A 20,181-nucleotide genomic window follows, 5' to 3' on the forward strand; every position below is an offset into this window, starting at 1 on the left:
TCGCGCCGGGTTCAACCGGCGCGGGGCGCGGGCTCAGAAGATGCTGAAAACCCGGCCCAGCAGCGTCGTGGGGTGGTTTGGCTGGGCGACCGGGGTGGGGCCGTTATTGACCGGGGTGCCGAGGGCGGCGTTTTCCTGCAACTGGCGTTGTTCGGCTCCGGCGTTGAGCACGGCGTTGCCGCTTTTGGCGCTGCCGCCGAAGGACATCAGGGAGGAGATGAAGCCGGGGCTGCGGCTTTCGAGCTCGGCCTGACGGTTGACCGAGGCGCGGATGCCGGCGGGCGGGGTGGGGCCGGCGGCCTCAAGCAGGGCTTCCTGACCGGGACCCATGGTGGTGTCGCCATTGGCCAAAGCGGTTTGCGGGGCGAGGACTTCCTCGGCCTGTTTCGAGGATGAAATCTGCTGGGGCCGGGGCGCGCCGGGCTGGGGTGCGGCGAGGGTGAGGTTGGGCGGCATCGAGAGCGGGGCTTCGGTCGCGACGGAGAAGGCGTCCGGCGGGGTGACGTCGAGGCCGAAGGTTTTGGAGGCATCGCTGCACCCGGCAAGCGCGAGGGTTGCGGCCGCGAGGACGATCAGGGCGAGCGGTGCGGCTTGCTTGGTGCGATTCATGGAGCCTCTCTATCGCCGCGCGCGGAGGTGGGCAAGGGAGGGGTTGCGGTGGGGGCGGGGGTGTCCTTGCGGACCATCGATTCGATGATGAGGGTGGCGACGCCGCAGACGATCGAGGCGTCCGCGACGTTGAAGACATACCATTCGTAGGGGCCGATATGGGCCTCGATGAAATCGACCACCGCGCCGTATTCGACGCGCGAGATGATGTTGCCGATCGCGCCGCCGATGATCGCGCCGAGTGCCAGCGTGGTGGTGAGGTAGGCGGTGCGCCAGAGCCAGATCGAGAGGGCGATGACCGCGATGGCGGCGACCACGATCAGCATGAGGGTGGCGTTGTCGCCCGCGAGGATGCCGAAGGTGACGCCGTGGTTCCAGACCATCGCGAAATTGAGGACCGGCAGGATTTTGACGATGCCGCGCTCGGGGAGGTGCAGATCGTAGAGCACCCAGTATTTCGACGCCTGATCGGCGGCGAGGACCACGAGGGCCATGAGGAGTCCGGCGAGGCGGCGGTTCATTCGACGAACTCGCAGCAGCGGCGGCAGAGTGTCGGGTGGGCGGGGTTGGTTCCGACTTCCGGGAGGATTTTCCAGCAGCGGGCGCATTTGGTGCCGGGGGCGATCTCGACCTTCGGCAAGGCGCGCAGCGGGGCGGCGGTGCCGGCACCGGCTTCATCGGGCGCGACCAGGGTTTCGGCATCCGAGGTGATCAGCAGTTCCGCCCAATCGACGTTTTGCAGGGCGAGCGGGGCATCGACCGCCAAGGTGAGGGTGATTTTCGCTTGGAGGGAGGCCGCGATATCGCCGGTGCGGCGGGCGTTTTCAAGCTCGGTGTTGGCGAGTTTGCGGACGGCGCGGATCTCGGACCAGCCGGCATCGAGCGCATCGTCCCGCCAGTCCGCCGGGATGGTCGGGAATGGGGCGAGGTGGACACATTCGGCCTCGCCGAAGCGGGCGCGCCAGGCTTCGTCGGCGGTGAAGGGCAGGACCGGGGCGAGCCAGGTGGTGAGGCAGCGGTGGATGAGGTCGAGCACGGTGCGGCAGGCGCGGCGGGTTTCGCTCTGGCGGACCTGATGGCCTTCGGCATCGAGCCGGACATCGCAATAGAGGGCGTCCTTGCGGATGTCGAAATAGAAAGCCGAGAGGTCGTTGTTGCAGAATTGGTGGATGGCGGGGAACACGCCGGTCCAGTCATGGGTATCGACCGCGCGGCGGAGCATGGCGTCGAGCACCGCGAGTTTGTGGAGCATGTATTGCTCAAGCTCGGGCATGGCGGTGCGATCGAGGATTTCGGCTTGGGTGAAGCCATCGAGGCTGCCGAGCAGCCAGCGCAGGGTGTTGCGGATGCGGCGGTAGAGATCGGCCTGCTGTTTCAGGATGTCCTTGCCGATGCGCAGATCGTTATGGACATCCGCGTTCATCACCCAGAGGCGGAGGATGTCCGCGCCGTAAAGGTCGATCACTTCCTGCGGGGCGGTGACGTTGCCGAGGGATTTCGACATTTTGCGGCCCTGCTCGTCGAGCACGAAACCATCGGTGACGATGGCCTTGAACGGGGCGATGCCACGGGTGCCGACCGATTCGAGCAGGGAGGCCTGAAACCAGCCGCGATGCTGGTCCGAGCCTTCGAGGTAGAGATCGGCGGGCCAGGGCATGCCGCGGGCTTCGAGGACGAAGGCGTGGGTCGAGCCGCTTTCGAACCAGACATCGACGATGTCGAAGACCTGTTCGTAATCCTCGGGGTTGTAGGCATTGCCGAGGAAGTCGGCGGCGGGGCGGGCGTACCAGGCATCGGCCCCCTCGGCCTCGAAGATGGCGCGGGTGCGGGCGAAGATTTCGGGGTCGTTGAGGATGGATTTGTCAGTTTTGTGGACGAAGATGGCGATGGGCACGCCCCAGGCGCGCTGGCGGGAGATGCACCAGTCGGGGCGGGATTCGACCATCGAGCGGATGCGGTTGCGCCCGGCTTCGGGGACGAAGCGCGTGGCGTCGAGGGCTGCGAGGGCTTTGTCGCGGATGTGTTCGGGACCGTCCATCCGGATGAACCAGTTGGGGCGGGCGAGGTAGATCAGCGGGGCTTTGGAGCGCCAGGAATGGGGGTAGGAATGGCGGAATTCCTCGCGTTTGAGGAGGGTGCCGGTGGCGGTGAGCGCGTCGCAGACGGCGTTGGCGACTTTATAGACGTGCATTCCGGCAAAGAGGGGAACGTCTGCCGCGTAGGTGCCGTCGTCGTTCACGGTTTCGGGGACGCCAATGGCGTTTTCGCGGCAGAGGAAGAAATCGTCCTCGCCGTGGGCCGGGGCCATGTGAACAAATCCGGTGCCAGCATCCGTGGTTACGAAATCACCCGGTAGCATTCTGACATGGCCGGGAAGCCGGTCGGGGAGGCGTGCACCTTCGCCGGATTTTCCCATGATCCCCGGTAGTGGATAATTATGAGTATGAAATGGGTGCTGGCAGTGGAACGTCTTAAAGACGTCACCAGACACGCTGCCAAAACTGCGTGCATGGACGATACCGGCTGCCTTTTTGAAGCTGTCCAGTAGATCAGTGGCAACAACCAGTTCCTCACCTACTATAGCGGCAGAGCCCGGTTCAATTTCATCAACGACAATGAGATCGTATGATGCTTGGGGATTGTATGCGATTGCCTGATTACCCGGTATTGTCCATGGGGTCGTCGTCCAAATCACGATTGAAGCATTGTCCCATGGACGGCTTAACGGATATCCGCTTCCTTCATATACGGGATTCGAAATCCTGAACCGCACCCAGATCGCGGTGTCGGTTTTGTCCTGGTATTCGACTTCGGCTTCGGCGAGAGCGGTTTTTTCGACCGGGCTCCACATGACGGGGCGGAGGCCACGGTAGAGTGCGCCGTTGGCGGCGAATTTGTGGATTTCGGCGGCGATCGCGGCTTCGGAGGGGAAATCCATCGTGGCGTAGCGGTGCGCCCAGTTGCCTTCGACGCCGAGGCGTTTGAATTCGGCGGCCTGGATGTCGAGCCATTTGGCGGCGTAGGCGCGACATTCGGCGCGGAAGGCGAGGATGGGGACATCGTCCTTGTTTTTACCGGCCTTGCGGTATTGTTCCTCGATTTTCCATTCGATCGGCAGGCCGTGGCAGTCCCAGCCGGGGACGTAGTCGGCGTCGTAGCCGGCCATCTGGCGGGCGCGGTTGATGACGTCCTTATGGATTTTGTTGAGGGCGTGGCCGATGTGGAGGTTGCCGTTGGCGTAGGGCGGGCCATCATGCAGGATGAAGGGGGTGCGGCCTGCCGCATCGGCGCGGAGGCGGGCGAACAGGCCCATGGCTTCCCAGCGGGCGAGGGCTTCGGGTTCGCGTTTGGGGAGGTCGCCGCGCATCGGGAAGTCGGTGCGGGGGAGGAAGACGGTGGCGCGGTAGTCGCGCTCGGCGGGGACGTCGTTCATGTCAGGCTCCGGCAGGGAGGGAGGGTGAGTTGGAGGACCCGGCCCTTAGTGCAGGGCCGGGCGGATAATTCGCCGGGCGGTCCGTCTTTCCATGGGAGGTATATGCGAGGGTGGGGGCGTGGCGGTCAAGTCGGGTGGGTTTCGAGGGATCAATATGTTGCGATATCGTAACGATATGGGCGTGTCTGGAGGCGGCGGGTTTGAGGGTTTTTAATCGTCGGGGCGGGCGTGGGCGTGCGGACAGATGGTCGGGGCGCGCATGAGGTGAAGTCGCGCGCGTGGTTGCGGGGTGGGCGGGTGATGCCGGGCGGTGCTGTGCGGTGCGGGTGCGACGGCGTGCGGGTGCGCCGGACCGGATGGGCATGGGCGCGGCGAGCGCGGGTGCGATGGGGTTGTCGTTGCTGGCGCGGTAGGCTGCGAGGTGGCGGCAGGTGAGGCGGAGCACGCCGGTCGTCAGGTTGCCGTCAGGGTATTGCGCCGCGAGAACCGCGAGGAGCCCTTCGAGGATCTCGATGATCCGGCCGATCACATCGGCATGGGTAAGAGGGTGAGACGGCGCATTGCTGGACACGCACCCTATTCATCACAGGGGGTGGGGGGTGAGAAAGTGGGCAATAGGAAGGAAGCACTACTTTTTTGAAAAAAAGTAGCAAAAAACTTTCGCTCCTCCGGGCACGGGCGTTTCAGAGCGCACGGACCCAGATTCAAGAAAGTTTTTTGGTTCTTTTTTGCAAAAAAGAACCCTTCTTTTCCCTTGCCTTCCCTAACAATGGGTCACGCCGCGAGAGCGGCGCGGATAGCATCGAGGGCGGCTTCGGCCTGGGTGGCGTCGGGGCCGCCGGCCTGGGCCATGTCGGGGCGGCCGCCGCCGCCTTTGCCGCCGAGGGCTTCGGCGGCGGCGCGGACGAGGGTGACGGCGTTGTGGGTTTTGGTGAGGTCTTCGGAGACGCCGATGACGATGCTGGCCTTGCCTTCGGCGGTGGAGATGACGGCGGCGATGCCGGAGCCCATCGATTTGAGGATGGAATCGGCGATGGATTTGAGGTCGCGGGGGGCGACGTCGCCGAGGTTGCGGGCGGCGAGTTTGATGCCGGCGATATCTTCGATGGCGGCGGCGCTGGCTCCGGTTGCGAGTTTGCGCTGGAGTTCGGCGATCTGGCGTTCGAGGCGTTTGCGGTCGTCGAGCAGGGCGTTGAGGCGGGTGGGGAGTTCGGTGGCGGGGATTTTGAGGGTGGCGGCGGCGGTGGCGAGGAGGTCCGCGTCGGTTTCGATGGCGGTGAGGGCGGCGCTGCCGGTGACGGCTTCGATGCGGCGGATGCCGGCGGCGACGCCGGATTCGGCGAGGATGCGGAAGGCGCCGATATCGCCGGTGCGGGTGACGTGGGTGCCGCCGCAGAGTTCGATGGAGTAGGCGGATTTGGTGGCATCGCCTTTGCCCATGGCGACGACGCGGACTTCATCGCCGTATTTTTCGCCGAACAGGGCCATGGCGCCGCGTTTGACCGCTTCATCCGGTGTCATGAGGCGGGTTTCGACTTCGGTGTTTTCGCGGATGCGGGCGTTGACCGCGCGTTCGACGGTGCGGAGTTCGTCGGGCGTGATCGGGCGGGGTTGGGAGATGTCGAAACGGAGGCGGTCGGGGGCGTTGAGGCTGCCTTTCTGGGTGACGTGGGGGCCGAGTTCCTGGCGGAGGGCTTCGTGCAGGAGGTGGGTGGCGGAGTGGTGGGCGCGGATGGCGGTGCGGCGGGTGTGGTCGATGGTGGCGTGGATGGTCTGATCGAGGGTGGCGGTGCCGGATTCGACGATGCCGTAATGGATGAAGAGGTCGCCGGCTTTTTTCTGGGTGTCGGTGATGCGGATGAGGAGGTTTTCGGCGGTGAGGGTGCCGGTATCGCCGACCTGGCCGCCGGATTCGGCGTAGAACGGGGTCTGGTTGAGGATGATCGCGACGGATTGGCCGGTTGTGGCGGTGGGGGCGGGTTGGCCATCGACGATGAGGGCGGTGATGGTGGCATCCGAATCTTCCATCGAATAGCCGAGGAATTCGGAGGCGCCGAGGGTTTCCTTGAGGTCGAACCAGATGGTTTCGGTGGCGGCATCGCCGCTGCCGGCCCAGGCGGCGCGGGCGCGGGCGCGTTGTTCGGCCATGGCGGTGTCGAAGCCGGGGCGATCGAGGGTGCGGTTCTGTTCGCGCAGGGCGTCTTCGGTGAGGTCGAGCGGGAAGCCGAACGTATCGTAGAGTTTGAAGGCGACCGCGCCGGGGAGCGGGGCGGTGGCGCCGAGGCGGGCGACTTCATCGTCGAGCAGCGCGAGGCCGCGTTCGAGCATGGTCGCGAATTTGCTTTCCTCAAGTTTGAGGGTTTCGACGATGAGGGGTTCGGCGCGGGGGAGTTCGGGGTAGGCGACGCCCATCTGGCGGATCAGGGCGGGGACGAGGCGGTAGATGAAGGGGTCGCGCTGGCCGAGCATGTGGGCGTGGCGCATGGCGCGGCGCATGATGCGGCGGAGGACGTAGCCGCGGCCTTCGTTGGAGGGGAGCACGCCATCCGCGATGACGAAGGCGGTGGCGCGGAGGTGGTCGGCGATGACGCGATGGCTGGTTTTGTGGGGACCGTCCGGGTCGGTGCCGGAGGCTTCGGCGGAGGCGAGGATGAGGGCGCGCAGGGTATCGGTGTCGTAATTGTCGTGCTTGCCCTGCATGATCGCGGCGAAACGTTCGAGGCCCATGCCGGTGTCGATCGAGGGGCGGGGGAGCGGGGTGAGGGTTTTTGCGGCGTCCTCGACGTATTGCATGAAGACGAGGTTCCAGATTTCGATGAACCGGTCGCCGTCTTCCTCGGGGCTGCCGGGCGGGCCGCCGGCGATGTGGGGGCCGTGATCGTAGAAGATTTCGGAGGACGGGCCGCAGGGGCCGATATCGGCCATGCGCCAGAAATTATCGTCGGTTTTGATGCGGATGATGCGGTCTTCGGGGAGGCCCGCGATTTTGCGCCAGAGGGAGGCGGCTTCGTCGTCCGAGTGATAGACGGTGACGAGGAGGCGGTCTTTCGGGAGGGCGAAATCGCGGGTCAGGAGGGTCCAGGCGTGGGTGATCGCCTGTTCCTTGAAATAATCGCCGAAGGAGAAATTGCCGAGCATTTCGAAGAAGGTGTGGTGGCGGGCGGTGTAGCCGACATTGTCGAGATCGTTGTGCTTGCCGCCGGCGCGGACGCATTTCTGGGCGGAGGTGGCGCGGAGATAGTCGCGGCGTTCCTGGCCGGTGAAGACGTTCTTGAACGGGACCATGCCGGAGTTGACGAACATCAGGGTGGGGTCGTTGCGCGGGACCAGCGGGGCGCTGGGGACGATTTCGTGGCCGTTGCGGGCGAAATAGTCGAGGAAGGTCGCGCGGATGTCGTTACTGGAGGTCATGGAGTGGCCGGATATCCCTGAAATCGGAGGTGGAGTACCGCATACCGCTTCATGGCTTCGCTGTCATCTTGCCGCGGGCGGGGTTGGGGCATAGTATCGGGCAAGATGGTCCTTTCGCGAGAAAGGTGAATAGGGAACGTGGTGCGGGGCGACCCCAGGCCACGGCTGCCCCCGCAACTGTAAGCGGCGTGGTTTTCATCATGATGCCACTGGGGACCGGTTTGGTTTCCGGGAAGGCGATGGGGACCGGGGATTTCGATGATCCCGACGCTGCGAGCCAGGAGACCTGCCATCGCCGGGCCGGAGGTGTTTCCGGTTCGGGCTGTCCGTGTCCCGGGCGGGGTGTCCTGTGGGCAACGACGCGTGAAAACGTCGTCTTTCGGTCCTGCGCGCGGGGTCGGGACGGTCAGTGATCTGCCGTGTGAGAATGTCCGGAGGTCCGATGAGCGCGCGTGTTCCCTGTTTTCATGTTTGTGTGACGTGCCGGGCGGGGCTGCCGCTGGAGCCGGGCGGGGTGCCGATGGGGGCGCTGCTGCATGAGGCGATGGCGGCGCTGGGCGGGCCGGTGGAACTGCGCGGGGTTGAGTGCCTCGCCACGTGCGAGCGCGGGTGTGCGGCGACGATTTCGATGCCGGGGAAGTGGACGTATCTGCTGGGCGGGTTGCGGCCGGAGATGGCGGGGGATCTGCTGGATTATGCGCGGTCGTTCGCGGCCTCGAAGACCGGGACGATCATGCCGTCGCGGCGGGCGGAATCGCTGAAGGACATGATACTGGCGCGGTTTCCGGCTTACGACATTTCATATCAGGAGGCGGCGGAATGAGTGCGACCACGACGGCGAAGGTTCCGGCGACGATCATCACCGGGTTTCTGGGCGCGGGGAAGACGACGCTGGTGCGGCATTTGCTGGCGCATGCGGGGGGGCGGCGGATTGCGATCATTGTCAATGAGTTCGGGACGCTGGGGATCGATCGCGAGACGCTGAGGAGTTGCGGGATCGAAGGGTGTGCTGAGGAGGATATCGTGGAGCTGGCGAACGGGTGCCTGTGCTGCACGGTGGCGGATGATTTCATTCCGACGATGATGGCGCTGCTCGATCGGGCGGTGCCGCCGGAGCATATCGTTATCGAGACGTCGGGGCTGGCGCTGCCGAAGCCGCTGCTCAAGGCGTTCACCTGGCCGGGGATCGGGACGCGGGTGACGGTGGATGGGGTGATCGCGGTGGTGGACGGGCCGGCGGTGCTGGCGGGGCGGTTTGCCGATGATCCGGCGGCGGTGGCGGCGCAGCGGGCGGCGGACCCTTCGGTGGATCATGATAATCCGCTGGCGGAGGTTTACGAGGATCAGCTGCGGGCGGCGGATCTGGTCGTGGTGAACAAGCAGGATCTGTTGACCGAGGTCGAGCTGACGCGGGTGCGTGCCGAGATCGAGGCGGCGGTGCCGCGCGGGGTGAAGCTGGTGACGGCGCGGGAGGGGCGGCTCGATCCGCTGGTCGTGCTGGGGATCGGGGCGGCGGCGGAGGATGATCTGGCGGCGCGGCCTTCGCATCACGATGCCGAGGATGGCGCGCATGAGCACGATGATTTCGACAGTTTCACGGTGAGCGTGGCGCCGGTGACGTCGGCGGATGCGCTGGTCGGGCGGTTGCGGGCGGTGGCGGCGGCGCATGACATTCTGCGGATCAAGGGGTTCGTACCGGTGATGGGGCGGAGCATGCGGCTGGCGGTGCAGGGGGTGGGGACGCGGTTCGGCCATCATTTCGATCGGGTCTGGGGACCGGGCGAGGGGCATGACGGGGCGGTGGTGGTGATCGGGCGGACCGGGATGGACCGGGCGGCGATTATTGCGGCGATCGCGGGCTGAGCGATGCATCTGCTGGTCCGCGAGACGGCGACGCTGGATGAGGAGGCGCAGGCGGTCGATCTGGGCCAGAGCCCGGCGGATCTGGTGTTTCTGTCGTTTTCCGATGCGGATCTGGGGGCGATGGCGGATGCGTGGCGGGGGATGGCGGTGCGGCCGGGGTTGCGGCTCGCGAATCTGGTGCGGCTGCGCCATCCGCTTTCGGTGGATTTATATGTCGAGCAGGTGATCGCGCGGGCGAAATGCGTGGTGGTGCGGATTCTCGGGGGGGTGGAATACTGGCGCTACGGGGTCGAGGAGGTGGCGTCGTGCTGTGCGGCGCGGGGGATTGCGCTGGTGATGCTCGAAGGGGACGGGCGGGTGGATGCGCGGCTGGCTGCGGTGGGGGCGGTGGATGGCGCGATCCGGGGGCGGCTTGCGGATTATCTGCGGATCGGCGGGCCTGCGAATTGCGCGGCGGCGCTGGGGGTGATGGCGCATCTGGCCGGGGTGGGGGACGCGGTGCAGGCGGCACCGGCTCAGTTGGCGCAGGCGGGGGTGTGGCGGGAAGCGGCGGATGCGGTGGCGGTGGTGGTGTTCTATCGGTCGCATCTGCTGGCCGGGGATGTCGAGCCGGTGGAGGCGCTGCTGGCGGCGCTGGCGGCGCGGGGGATGCCGGCGGAAGCGTGGTTCGTGGCGAGTTTGAAAGATGCGGAGTCGGCGCGGTTCGTGCGGGAGCGGCTGGCGCGGGTCGCGCCGCTGGTGGTGCTGAATGCGACCGGGTTTTCGGCGCGCGACGAGGCGGGATCGCCGCTGGATGCGGCGGGGGTGAGCGTGTTGCAGGTGATTTTGTCCGGGCAGTTCATCGAGGCGTGGCGGGCGGGGTTTCGCGGGGTTTCGCAGGCCGATCTGGCGATGCAGGTGGCGCTGCCGGAGCTGGATGGGCGGCTGTCGACCACGGCGATCTCGTTCAAGGCCGAGGCGGAGACGCTGGCGGGGCTTGAGTTTTCGCGGGTGGTCAACCGGGCGGATGCTGAGGGCGTGGCGCTGGCGGCGGATCGGGCGGCGGGGTGGGTGCGGCTCGCGCAAAGGACGGCGGGGGAGCGGCGGATCGGGCTGATCGTTTCGGATTATCCGGGGGTTGGCGGGGCGGCATCGGGGCAGGTGGCTCATGCGGTGGGGCTGGATAGTTTCGCGAGTCTGCAGGAGATTCTGACGCGGTTGGCGGCGGCGGGGTATCGGTGCGGGAGGGTTGCGGCGGCGGGGCTCGCCGAGGCGTTGGGCCGGGGCCCGGGTGTGCGGTTTCTGACCTGTGCGGAGTATCGGCGGTTGTTTGCGGATCTGCCGGGGTCGGTGCGGGCGCGGATGATCGAGGTCTGGGGTGATCCGGCGGATCGGGTCGGGGATTTTGAGGCGCGGCTGGTGCGGTGCGGGGCTGCCGTGATTGCGGTGCAGCCGGATCGGGGCGGGGTTGACCGGAAGGCGGGGTATCACGATGCGGATTGCCCGCCCTGCCATGAGTATATCGCGTTTTATTTGTGGTTGCGCCTGATCGAGGGCGTGGATGCGGTGGTGCATATGGGCACGCATGGCACGCTGGAATGGTTGCCGGGCAAGGCGGCGGCGGGGGCGGCGGATTGTTTTCCGGTGGCGCTGATGCGGGGGGTGCCGGTGATCTATCCGTTCATCGTGAACAATCCGGGCGAGGCGGCGGCGGCGAAGCGGCGGCTGGGGGCGGTGACGATCGGGCATCTGACCCCGCCGCTCATTGCCGCGGGGCCGACTTCGGGCGGTGCGTTGGAACGGCTGATCGATGAATACGCCGCGGCGGACGGGCTGGATCGGCGGCGGGCGGCGGGGTTGCGCCGGGAGATTATCGAGCGCGCGGGGGCAGCCGGGTTGCTGGCGGAATGCGGGGTGGCGGCGGATGCGCCCGAGGATGTCGCCCTCGCACGGCTCGATGCGTATTTGTGCGACGTCAAGGAGTTGCAGATCAGGGACGGGCTGCACGTGTTCGGCCAGGCCCCGGCGGGACGGGAGGCGATGCTGGCGGGGCTGATCGCGAGTTGCCCGGAGGTTGGGGCGGGGGTGCTGGCGGATCGGCTGGATCGGTCCGGCGCGGCGGAGATGGCGGCGCTGCTGGCGGCGCTGGACGGGCGCTTCGTCGAGCCGGGGCCGGCAGGGGCGCCGACGCGGGGGCGGGCGGATGTGCTGCCGACCGGGCGGAACCTGACCACGCTCGATCCCCGGCTGTTGCCGACCCGTGCGGCGATGGGGTTGGCCGCGAAGGCGGCGCGGGTGGTGCTCGACCGGCATCGTCAGGAGCAGGGCGAGGATTTGCGCTGCGTGGTGATCGATCTGTGGGGGAGTGCGAGCCTGCGGACCGGGGGCGAGGATTTCGCGCTGGCGCTGGTGCTGATGGGGGTGGCGCCGGTGTGGGATGAGGGATCGGGGCGGGTGAGCGGGTTCGAAATGGTGCCGCTGGCCGCGATGGATCGGCCCCGGGTGGATGTGACGCTGCGGATTTCCGGCCTGTTTCGCGATGCGTTCGAGATGCAGATCGCGCTGTTCGATGCGGCGGTGCGGGCGGTGGCGGCGCGGGACGAGGCGGGGGACTGGAACCCGCTGGCGGCGGCGGCGCGCGGGCTCGAAGGCGAGGCGCTGCGGCGGGCGACGGCGCGGGTGTTCGGTGCGGCACCGGGGGATTACGGCGTCGCGGTCGGGGATTTGCTGGCGCGGGGCGGCTGGGACGGGCGGGACGATCTGGGGCGGGCGTATCTGGCGGCCTCGTCGAGCGCCTACGGGCTCGGGTTGGACGGGGTTGCGGATGCGGCGGGGTTTGGTGCGCGCGTCGCGGCGGCGGGGGCGTTCGTGCATCAGCAGGATCATGCCGGGACCGATATTCTGGAGAGTTCGGAATATGCGGCGCATGAGGGCGGGTTTGCCGCTGCCGCCGCGCTGCTGGGGGCGGAGACGGCGTTGTATCACGTGGATACCTCGCAGCCGGAGACGCCGCGCGCGCGGCTGGTGGCCGAGGAGGTCGCGCGGGTGGTGCGGGGGCGGCTGGCCAATCCGCGCTGGATCGCGGGGATGATGCGGCACGGGTATCGCGGGGCCTCGGAGATTGCGCGGGGGGTCGAGGGATTGCACGGGTTTGCGGCGACCATGCCGGAGCGATTCGATGCGCAGTTCGATCTGGCATTCGGGGCGATTCTGGGGGATGCGGCGGTCGCGGCGTTTCTGGAGGCGGAGAATCCGGCGACGCGGGCGGCGATTGCGGGGCGGTTTGCCGAGGCGTTGCGGCGCGGCTGGTGGCATCCGCGCCGCAACGATGTCGCGGCATTGCTCGCGGGCGTGCTGTGACGCGGCGGGGGTGGTGCCCGAGTCTCGCGACGCCGATGCCGGCGGCGGATGGGCTGCTGGTGCGGGTAAGGCCGGTTTTCGGGCGGATCGATGCCGGAGCGGCGCGGCAGGTTGCGGCGGCGGCGGCGGCGCATGGCAATGGGCTGATCGACCTGACCCAGCGGGGGAATTTGCAGTTTCGCGGGTTTGATTTGGGCTCGGCGGCGTCGTTTGCGGCGATCGTGGGCGGGCTTGGGGTCGATCAGCCGGTAGGGACGCCGGGGTTGATGGTCTCGCCGTTGCTCGGGGTCGATCCGGCGGCGGCACCGGAGGCCGGGGCGCTGGCGGGGGAGATTGCGGCGGTTGTGGCGGGGATGACCGGGTTGGAAGGACCGGCGGAGAAATTTTCGGTGTCGTTCGATGCGGGGGGCGTGATCGGACTGGGGTCGGTCGGTGCGGATATCGCGATCAGGACGGCGGCGATTGGGACGGCGGCGATTGGGACGGCGGCGATTGGGGCGGCGGCGACGGGGTGGGTCGTGGATGACGAGGTGTGTTCGGCGGGGGATCTGGTCGCGGTGGTGCGGCGGCGGCTGGAGGCGTGCGCGCCGGCGCTGCGCGCGGGACGGCGGCCCGAGCGGATGGGGATGGCGCGGGCGGCGAGGGTGCCGCCCTTGGGGTTTGTGGCTTATGCGGCGGATCGCGGGGCGTTCGGGCTCGGGCTGGTGTTCGGGGCGATGAATGCGGATTTACTCCGGCTTCTGGCCGATCTGGCGGCCTCGTTCGGCGATGGGGTGCTGCGGTTCACGCCCTGGCGGGCGGTGGTGATCGCCGGGGTGACGCAGGCGGCGGCGACGCGTCTGGCTGACGTGGCTGCGGCCGAGGGGATGATCGTGGCGGGGCCGGATTGGCGGTTCGGGGTGCAGGCCTGTGTGGGGGCACCGTTCTGTGCGGCGGCGGGGCGGGCGACACGGGCGGATGCGCTGGCGCTCGGCGATACCGGGCGCGGGGTTCATGTGTCGGGCTGCGCCAAGGGCTGCGCGCATCCGGGACCGGCGGAGGTGACGCTGGTGGGGCGCGATGGACGGTATGATCTGGTGCGGAACGGGCGGGCGGGCGATACGCCGGTGCGGCGGGGCCTCGATCTGGCGGCGGTGCGCGCGGAATTGATGATGAAAGTGCCGGCATGAGCGGATTCGACTACATCCATGACGGGGCGGCGATCTATGCGCGCTCGTTTGCGACGATCCGCGCCGAGGCTGATCTCGCGGCGTTCGGGCCTGATGAGGCGCAGGTGGCGGTGCGGATCATTCATGCGAGCGGGATGGTGGATATCGCGCGGGATATCGGGTTTTCCGAAGGGTTCGTCGCGATCGCGCGGGGCGCGCTGCGGGCGGGGGCACCGGTTTTGTGCGATTCCGAGATGGTGGCGCACGGGATTACCCGGGCGCGGCTGCCGGCGGGCAATGAGGTGGTGTGCACGCTGCGCGAGGCCGCGGTGCCGGGGCTGGCTGTGCGGCTCGGGACGACGCGCTCGGCGGCGGCGCTGGAATTATGGGGTGATCGGCTGGCGGGGGCGGTGGTGGCGATCGGCAATGCGCCGACCGCGCTGTTTCATCTGCTGGAGATGATCGCGGCGGGGGCACCGCGCCCGGCGGCGGTGATCGGGATGCCGGTGGGGTTCGTCGGCGCGGTGGAATCGAAGGCGGCGCTCGCGGCGCAAACCGCGATCCCGTATGCCGTGGTGCGCGGGCGGCGGGGCGGCAGCGCGATGGCGGCGGCGGCGGTGAATGCGATCGCGTCCGAACGCGAATGAGCGAGCGGGGGAAACTGTCGATCGTGGGGATGGGGCCGGGCGATCCGGACCTGTTGACGCGCAAGGCGGCGCGGGTGCTCGGGGAGGCGCCGGTGGTTGCGTATTTCGCCAAAAGCGGGCGGGTGGGCCATGCGCGGGGGATTGCCGAGGGGTTGCTGGCGCGGGGGGTGCGGGAGTTGCGCTTCGAGTATCCCTATACCACCGAAATTGCTCATGTGAGCGATGAATATCGGGCGGCAATGGATTGTTTTTATGACAAATCGGCACGTGAGGTTGCGGCGGCGCTGGATGGCGGTGCGGATGTCGCGCTGCTCTGCGAGGGCGATCCGTTTTTGTATGGTTCCGCGATGTATTTGGCCGACCGGCTGGGGCCGGCTTATCGCCATGAGGTGATTCCGGGCGTTTCGGGGATGAGCGCGTGCTGGTCGCGCGCGGGGGTGCCGATTGCCCACGGTGATGACGTGCTGAGTGTTCTGCCGGGGACGCTGCCGGGGGATGAGCTGGCGGCGCGGCTGGGCGGCGGCGGGGCGGCGGTGATCATGAAAGTGGGGCGGAATCTCGCCAAGATCCGCGAGGCGGCGCGTCAGGCCGGGGTGATGGATCGGGCGATCTATGTCGAGCGGGGGAGCATGACGGGCGAGGCGGTGATGAAGCTGGGCGATGTGGTGACGCCCGGCGCGCCGTATTTTTCGATGGTGCTGATCCCCGGACGCCGGGGGGTCCGGTGAGCGCAGACAGGGTGAGCGCGGATCAGGTGACGGCGGAGCGGACAGGCGGGCGGCTGGTCGTGGTCGGGATCGGGCCGGGGGATGAGGCGATGGTGACGCCGCAGGCGCGGGCGGCGCTGGCGGGGGCGACCGATCTGGTCGGGTACGGGCCGTATCTGGCGCGGCTGGCGGTGGGGCCGGAGGTGGTGGTTCATGCCAGCGATAACCGGGTCGAGCTTGAGCGGGCGCGCCATGCGTTGGGGCTGGCGGCGTCGGGGCGGGTTGTGGCGGTGGTCTCGGGCGGGGATGCCGGGGTGTTCGGCATGGCGAGCGCGGTGTTCGAGGCGATCGAGCAAGGCGATCCGGCATGGCGGGGGCTCGATGTGTCGGTGGTGCCGGGGATTTCGGCGCTGCTGGCGGTGGCGGCGCGGGTGGGTGCGCCGCTCGGGCATGATTTCTGTGCGATTTCGCTCTCGGATAATCTCAAGCCGTGGGAGACGGTCGAGCGGCGGCTGGTCGCGGCGGCGGGGGCGGGGTTCGTGATGGCGCTGTATAACCCGGCGTCGAGGGCGCGGGCGTGGCAGATCGGGCGGTGTTTCGAGGTGCTGCGCGCGGTCTTGCCGGAGGAAGTGCCGGTGATGTTCGCGCGCTCGGTGAGCCGGACGGATGAGCTTGTCACGGTGACGAGCCTGGGTGCCGCCGATCCGGCGCTGGCGGATATGCGGACGCTGGTGATGGTGGGGACGGCGGAAACCAGAGTGATCGCGCGGGCGGACGGGACGAGCTGGGTTTATACCCCGCGCGGGGTGGCGGCATCGTGAAGCCGGGACAGCCAGTCGAGCGCGGCGGTGACGGTCTCGACGCGATCGACCGGCGGGGTCGGCGGGCGGGCGATCATGATGACCGGCAGAGCGAGGCTGCGGGCGGCGGCGAGTTTGGCTTCGGTTGCGGCGGCGCCGGCGTTTTTGGTCACGAGGATGTCGATCTGGTGGGCGCGCAGGAGGGTGCGTTCGGCCTCTTCGTCGAACGGGCCGCGCGCGGTGATGAGGGTGGCGTCGGGCGGGATGAGATCGGGGTCCGGCGGGTCGATGCTGCGGATGAGGTAGTGGTGCCGGGGGGTGGCGCGGAACGGGGCGAGGTCCTGCTGGCCGATGGTGAGGAAGACGCGGCGCGGGGTGGGGCCGATGGCGGCGGCGGCGGCGGCCATGGTGGGGAGTTCCATCCAGTGATCGGCTGCAACGGGTTGCCAGGCGGGACGGTCGATCCGCAGGAGCGGCGTGGCGGTGATTGCGGCGGCGTGGACGGCGTTGGCGGTGATGCGGGCGGCGAAGGGGTGGGTGGCGTCGATCAGCGCGTCGATCGCGTGGTCGCGGAGGTAGGCGGCGAGGCCGATGGCGCCGCCGAAGCCGCCGATGCGGCAGGGGATCGGCGGGAGGATGGGGTTGCGGGTGCGGCCGGCGAAAGAGAGGGTGGCGGCGTAGCGCGGATCGGGCGCGATGCGGCGGGCGAGATCGGAGGCTTCGCTGGAGCCGCCGAGGATGAGCAGGTTGAGGTGGGGGTTCGGGGTCATCGGCCCGGTTCGTCGCACTGGTTGAGCATTCTGGGAATAGGCGAGGAGGGGATTGCCGGGCTGGGCGCGGCGGCGCGGGCGTTGATTGGGCAGGCGGAGCTGGTGGTGGGCGGGGCGCGGCATATCGCGCTGGCGTCATCGTTGATTGCGGGGGAGCGGATGGTGTGGCCGCGACCGATCGGCGATGGGGTGGCCGCGATCGCGGCGCGGCGGGGCTGGGCGGTGGTGGTGCTGGCGTCGGGCGATCCGTTCTTTCATGGGGTGGGATCGTTGCTGGCGCGGCATTTTTCGCGGGAGGAGTATCGCTGCGTGCCGGTGGCGTCCTGCGTGTCGCTCGCGGCGGCGCGGCTGGGCTGGGCGTTGCAGGAGGTGATTGTGGTTTCGTGCTGCGGGCATCCGGTCGGGCGGGTGGCGGCGCATTTGTATGCGGGGGCGCGGCTCATGGTGCTGTCCGCGGATGAGACGACGCCGGGAGCCGTGATGGCGCTGTTGCGGGCGCGCGGGTTCGGGGAGTCGCGGGTTTATGTGATGGAGGCGCTCGGCGGGGCGCGGGAGCGGGTGCGGGAGGTTGGGTTCGGGGTGATGCCCGGCGGGATCGATCGGCTCAATCTGCTGGCGATCGAGGTGGCGGGGGCGGGCAATGGGGTGGGGTGTGTGCCGGGGTTGCCGGATGACGCGTTCGCACATGACGGGCAGATCACCAAGGCCGAGATCCGGGCGGTGACGCTGGCGGCGCTTTCGCCGCGCCCGGGGGATTTGTTGTGGGATGTGGGGTGCGGATCGGGGTCGGTCGGGATCGAGTTTCTGCGGGCGCATCCGCGCAACCGGGTGGTGGCGGTCGAGCGGGATGGCGTGCGGGCGGCGCGGGCGCGGGAAAATGCGGCGGCGCTGGGGGTTGGACATTACGAGGTGGTGGTGGGTGAGGCACCCGGCGCGCTGGCGGGGCTGGCGGTGCCGGATGCGGTGTTCATCGGCGGTGGGGCGGGGGATGAGGTGATCGGGGTGGGGTGGCAGGCGTTGCGGGCGGGCGGGCGGATGGTGGTCAATGCCGTGACGATCGAGACCGAGGCGGCCTTGTTCGCGGCGCATCGGCGGTTCGGCGGGCGGTTGACCCGGCTGGGGGTGGAGCGGCTGGATCGGGTCGGGCGGATGCACGGGTTTCGACCGGGGATGACGGTGACCCAGTGGCGCGGGGTGAAGGGATGATCGTTGCCGGGGTCGGGTGCCGGCGCGGGGCGGAGGGTGCGGCGATCGCGGCGCTGGTGCGGCGGGCGGCGGGGTTGGCGGGGTGCGAGATCGGGGTGTTGGCGGCGGCGTCGTTCAAGGTGGATGAGGCGGGGGTGAGGGCGGCGGCGGGGTTGCTGGGGGTGCCGGTGATATGGGTGGGGGCTGAGGCTTTGGCGGCGGTTCAGGGGGAGTGTGCGACACGGTCGGCGTTCGTGGCAGCGGCGGTGGGGGTGGCTTCGGTGGCGGAAGGGTGCGCGCTGGCGGCGGCGGGGGTGGGGGCGCGGCTGGTGCTCGCGCGGATCGAGGGGCCCGGGGTGACCTGTGCGCTGGCCGAGGGGGATGGGGCGTGACGGTGCATTTCATCGGCGCGGGGCCGGGGGCGGCGGATTTGTTGACGTTGCGGGGGCGGGATATTCTGGCGCGGTGCCCGGTATGTTTGTTCGCGGGGTCGCTGGTGCCGCGGGCGATGCTGGATTTCTGTCCAGTGGGGGCGCGGATTGTCGATACCGCGCCGATGAGCCTCGATGAAATCGAGGCGGAGTTCGTGGCGGCGGATGCGGCGGGGGTGGATGTGGCGCGGCTGCATTCGGGGGATCTGGCGCTGTATTCGGCGGTGGCGGAGCAGATCCGGCGACTGGAGGCGCGGGGGATTGCCTATACGCTGACGCCGGGGGTGCCGGCGTTTGCGGCGGCGGCGGCGGCGCTGGGGCAGGAATTGACCTTGCCGGAGGTGGCGCAGAGCCTGGTGATTACCAGGGTGGCCGGGCGGGCTTCGGCGATGCCGGCGGGCGAGACGCTGGAAGGGTTCGGGGCGACCGGGGCGATGCTGGCGGTGCATCTGGCGGTTCATGCGATCGGTGAGGTGGTGGCGCGGTTGACGCCGGCTTATGGCGCGGAATGCCCGGTTGCGGTGGTGGCGCGGGCGAGCTGGGCGGATGAGCGGGTGGTGCGGGGCACGCTCGGGACGATTGGGGGGATGCTGGCGGGCGACCCGGTGGAGCGGACGGCGGTGATTTTCGTGGGGTGGTCGCTCGGGGCGCGGCAGGGGCGCGAGAGTGCGTTGTATGATGCGGGTTATGACCGCAGGTTCAGGCCGGGGTCGGGGGCAAGGTCGTGAACCGGGCTTGGGGTGGTGCGGCCGGCGAGGCGGCCTTCGCGGTCGAAGATGACGATGTCGAGCGTGGTGCCGGTGCCCGCGAGGACGCTGGCGGCGGTGTGCCAGGCGGCGTCGGCGATGGTGGTGCCGAGGTCGATGCCGGAGCTCTGCGCGAGGGTGAGGATTTCGGCGATGGTGTTCGCTTCCATGATCGGGGCGGTGAGGGCGGGCGCGAGGGCGGCGAGGGCAGCGCGGTCGACCGCGTGGCGCTTGGAGTGGAGGTCGAGCCGGCCCTGGGCGAGTTTGGTGATTTTGGCGACGCCGCCGGCGATGGTGACGCGGGGAAGCTGGTGGCGGCGGAGGTATTTCAGCATGCCGCCGACGAAATCGCCCATTTCGATCAGGGCGACGTCGTCGAGGGCGTGGAGGGTCTGGACGGCGCGTTCGGAGGTGCGGCCGGTGGCGCCCGCGATGTGGGTGAGGCCGGAGGCGCGGGCGACGTCGATCCCGCGATGGATGCTGTCGATCCAGGCGGCGCAGGAGAACGGGATGACGATGCCGGTGGTGCCGAGGATCGAGAGGCCGCCGATGATGCCGAGGCGGGCGTTGAGGGTGCGTTCGGCGAGGGTCTCGCCGCCGGGGATGGCGATTTCGACGATGAAATCGGGGTCGGGTCCGGCAATTTCGGTGAGGGCGGTGCGGATCATCGCGCGGGGGACCGGGTTGATCGCGGGTTCGCCGGGGGGGATCGGCAGGCCGGGGCGGGTGATGGTGCCGACGCCTTCGCCGGCGCGGAAGATCAGGCCGGCGCCGGGTGGGGCGGGGCTGAGGGTGACGCGGATCAGGGCGCCGTGGGTGACGTCGGGGTCGTCGCCCGCGTCCTTGACGATGGCGGCGGTGGCGGTGGTTTCGGTGCGGGTGGCTTCCGCGAGGGTGAAGGCGGTGGTGGCGCCGTTGGGCAGGGTGATGGTCACCGGATCGGGGAAGTCGCCGGTCAGCAGGGCCGCGCAGGCGGATTTGGCCGCGGCGGTCGCACAGGCACCCGTGGTCCAGCCACGGCGGAGCGGCGTCCGGTTCGTCACGGGCGGGACTATATCGTGGCGCGGCGGTCGAGTCACATCGGGGGGAGCG

At 68.8% G+C, this 20,181-nt stretch carries 17 protein-coding genes and 1 riboswitch; of the genes, 10 read left to right on the plus strand and 7 right to left on the minus strand.

Annotated elements, in window-relative coordinates; translation table 11 throughout:
- Positions 1–33: 33 nt before the first annotated feature.
- The 5 genes from SIL87_RS10005 to alaS all read right to left on the minus strand — a co-directional run bounded on the left by SIL87_RS10005 (position 34) and on the right by alaS (position 7,453).
- Positions 34–609 (minus strand): DUF3035 domain-containing protein, encoded by a 576-nt coding sequence (locus SIL87_RS10005; RefSeq protein ID WP_319614030.1) that lies wholly within the window; start codon positions 607–609, stop codon positions 34–36.
- Complete coding sequence (gene lspA / locus SIL87_RS10010) at positions 606–1,130, minus strand: signal peptidase II (protein WP_319614031.1); 525 nt, start codon at positions 1,128–1,130, stop codon at positions 606–608. Before lspA ends, SIL87_RS10005 begins: the two co-directional genes overlap by 4 nt.
- Positions 1,127–4,042: an isoleucine--tRNA ligase gene (gene ileS / locus SIL87_RS10015; protein WP_319614032.1), complete on the minus strand. Its 2,916-nt coding sequence runs from the start codon at positions 4,040–4,042 to the stop codon at positions 1,127–1,129. Before ileS ends, lspA begins: the two co-directional genes overlap by 4 nt.
- Before the next feature lies 1 nt (position 4,043).
- Positions 4,044–4,613: a hypothetical protein gene (locus SIL87_RS10020; RefSeq protein WP_319614033.1), complete on the minus strand. Its 570-nt coding sequence runs from the start codon at positions 4,611–4,613 to the stop codon at positions 4,044–4,046.
- Between the two features lie 203 nt (positions 4,614–4,816).
- The gene (gene alaS / locus SIL87_RS10025) at positions 4,817–7,453 is read right to left on the minus strand and encodes an alanine--tRNA ligase (RefSeq protein WP_319614034.1); all 2,637 of its coding nucleotides are present in this window, start codon (positions 7,451–7,453) and stop codon (positions 4,817–4,819) included.
- Between the two features lie 89 nt (positions 7,454–7,542).
- Positions 7,543–7,759: riboswitch (cobalamin riboswitch) on the plus strand.
- Positions 7,760–7,895: 136 nt separating this feature from the next.
- Here alaS and SIL87_RS10030 point away from each other — a divergent pair.
- Genes SIL87_RS10030 through cobJ form a run of 7 tightly spaced genes read left to right on the plus strand, consistent with a single transcriptional unit; the run spans position 7,896 to position 15,978 of the window.
- On the plus strand, positions 7,896–8,276 hold the full coding sequence (locus tag SIL87_RS10030) for a DUF1636 domain-containing protein (protein WP_319614035.1): 381 nt from the start codon (positions 7,896–7,898) through the stop codon (positions 8,274–8,276).
- Positions 8,273–9,316, plus strand: a complete 1,044-nt coding sequence (cobW, locus tag SIL87_RS10035) for a cobalamin biosynthesis protein CobW (RefSeq protein ID WP_319614036.1) — start codon at positions 8,273–8,275, stop codon at positions 9,314–9,316. Before SIL87_RS10030 ends, cobW begins: the two co-directional genes overlap by 4 nt.
- A gap of 3 nt (positions 9,317–9,319) precedes the next feature.
- Positions 9,320–12,655 (plus strand): cobaltochelatase subunit CobN, encoded by a 3,336-nt coding sequence (gene cobN, locus SIL87_RS10040; protein WP_319614037.1) that lies wholly within the window; start codon positions 9,320–9,322, stop codon positions 12,653–12,655.
- Positions 12,604–13,824, plus strand: coding sequence for a hypothetical protein (locus tag SIL87_RS10045; RefSeq protein WP_319614038.1), 1,221 nt, complete (start codon positions 12,604–12,606; stop codon positions 13,822–13,824). Before cobN ends, SIL87_RS10045 begins: the two co-directional genes overlap by 52 nt.
- Entirely contained in the window at positions 13,821–14,450 is a 630-nt protein-coding gene (locus SIL87_RS10050) for a precorrin-8X methylmutase (protein WP_319614039.1), read from the plus strand. Before SIL87_RS10045 ends, SIL87_RS10050 begins: the two co-directional genes overlap by 4 nt.
- A complete protein-coding gene (locus tag SIL87_RS10055) occupies positions 14,447–15,178 on the plus strand; it encodes a precorrin-2 C(20)-methyltransferase (protein ID WP_319614040.1) in 732 nt (243 codons plus the stop codon). Before SIL87_RS10050 ends, SIL87_RS10055 begins: the two co-directional genes overlap by 4 nt.
- A complete protein-coding gene (cobJ, locus tag SIL87_RS10060) occupies positions 15,175–15,978 on the plus strand; it encodes a precorrin-3B C(17)-methyltransferase (RefSeq protein ID WP_319614041.1) in 804 nt (267 codons plus the stop codon). Before SIL87_RS10055 ends, cobJ begins: the two co-directional genes overlap by 4 nt.
- Here cobJ and SIL87_RS10065 read toward each other — a convergent pair.
- On the minus strand, positions 15,948–16,727 hold the full coding sequence (locus SIL87_RS10065; RefSeq protein ID WP_319614042.1) for a cobalt-precorrin-6A reductase: 780 nt from the start codon (positions 16,725–16,727) through the stop codon (positions 15,948–15,950). The genes cobJ and SIL87_RS10065 overlap by 31 nt on opposite strands.
- Between SIL87_RS10065 and cbiE the strand changes: the two genes are divergently transcribed.
- From cbiE to cobM, 3 genes are read left to right on the plus strand one after another with little or no spacing between them, the layout of a single operon-like run.
- The gene (cbiE, locus tag SIL87_RS10070; protein WP_319614043.1) at positions 16,710–17,933 is read left to right on the plus strand and encodes a precorrin-6y C5,15-methyltransferase (decarboxylating) subunit CbiE; all 1,224 of its coding nucleotides are present in this window, start codon (positions 16,710–16,712) and stop codon (positions 17,931–17,933) included. The genes SIL87_RS10065 and cbiE overlap by 18 nt on opposite strands.
- The gene (locus SIL87_RS10075; RefSeq protein ID WP_319614044.1) at positions 17,930–18,304 is read left to right on the plus strand and encodes a cobalamin biosynthesis protein; all 375 of its coding nucleotides are present in this window, start codon (positions 17,930–17,932) and stop codon (positions 18,302–18,304) included. The genes cbiE and SIL87_RS10075 overlap by 4 nt, the downstream gene beginning before the upstream one ends.
- Positions 18,301–19,071, plus strand: coding sequence for a precorrin-4 C(11)-methyltransferase (gene cobM, locus SIL87_RS10080; protein ID WP_319614045.1), 771 nt, complete (start codon positions 18,301–18,303; stop codon positions 19,069–19,071). Before SIL87_RS10075 ends, cobM begins: the two co-directional genes overlap by 4 nt.
- Here the strand turns inward: cobM and SIL87_RS10085 are convergent.
- Positions 19,029–20,132: a cobalt-precorrin-5B (C(1))-methyltransferase gene (locus SIL87_RS10085; RefSeq protein WP_319614046.1), complete on the minus strand. Its 1,104-nt coding sequence runs from the start codon at positions 20,130–20,132 to the stop codon at positions 19,029–19,031. The genes cobM and SIL87_RS10085 overlap by 43 nt on opposite strands.
- Between the last annotated feature and the right edge of the window lie 49 nt (positions 20,133–20,181).

Source organism: Acidiphilium acidophilum (genome assembly GCF_033842475.1).
In the GTDB taxonomy this organism is placed as follows: Bacteria; Pseudomonadota; Alphaproteobacteria; order Acetobacterales; family Acetobacteraceae; genus Acidiphilium; species Acidiphilium acidophilum.

Bases quoted from the DNA above. Each gene is read 5' to 3' on its own strand.
- cobN (WP_319614037.1), top strand. From the start codon at position 9,320: ATGCATCTGCTGGTCCGCGAGACGGCGACGCTGGATGAGGAGGCGCAG.
- cobW (WP_319614036.1), top strand. From the start codon at position 8,273: ATGAGTGCGACCACGACGGCGAAGGTTCCGGCGACGATCATCACCGGG.
- SIL87_RS10050 (WP_319614039.1), top strand. From the start codon at position 13,821: ATGAGCGGATTCGACTACATCCATGACGGGGCGGCGATCTATGCGCGC.
- ileS (WP_319614032.1), bottom strand. From the start codon at position 4,042: ATGAACGACGTCCCCGCCGAGCGCGACTACCGCGCCACCGTCTTCCTC.
- SIL87_RS10065 (WP_319614042.1), bottom strand. From the start codon at position 16,727: ATGACCCCGAACCCCCACCTCAACCTGCTCATCCTCGGCGGCTCCAGC.
- SIL87_RS10055 (WP_319614040.1), top strand. From the start codon at position 14,447: ATGAGCGAGCGGGGGAAACTGTCGATCGTGGGGATGGGGCCGGGCGAT.
- alaS (WP_319614034.1), bottom strand. From the start codon at position 7,453: ATGACCTCCAGTAACGACATCCGCGCGACCTTCCTCGACTATTTCGCC.
- SIL87_RS10075 (WP_319614044.1), top strand. From the start codon at position 17,930: ATGATCGTTGCCGGGGTCGGGTGCCGGCGCGGGGCGGAGGGTGCGGCG.
- SIL87_RS10005 (WP_319614030.1), bottom strand. From the start codon at position 609: ATGAATCGCACCAAGCAAGCCGCACCGCTCGCCCTGATCGTCCTCGCG.
- SIL87_RS10030 (WP_319614035.1), top strand. From the start codon at position 7,896: ATGAGCGCGCGTGTTCCCTGTTTTCATGTTTGTGTGACGTGCCGGGCG.
- lspA (WP_319614031.1), bottom strand. From the start codon at position 1,130: ATGAACCGCCGCCTCGCCGGACTCCTCATGGCCCTCGTGGTCCTCGCC.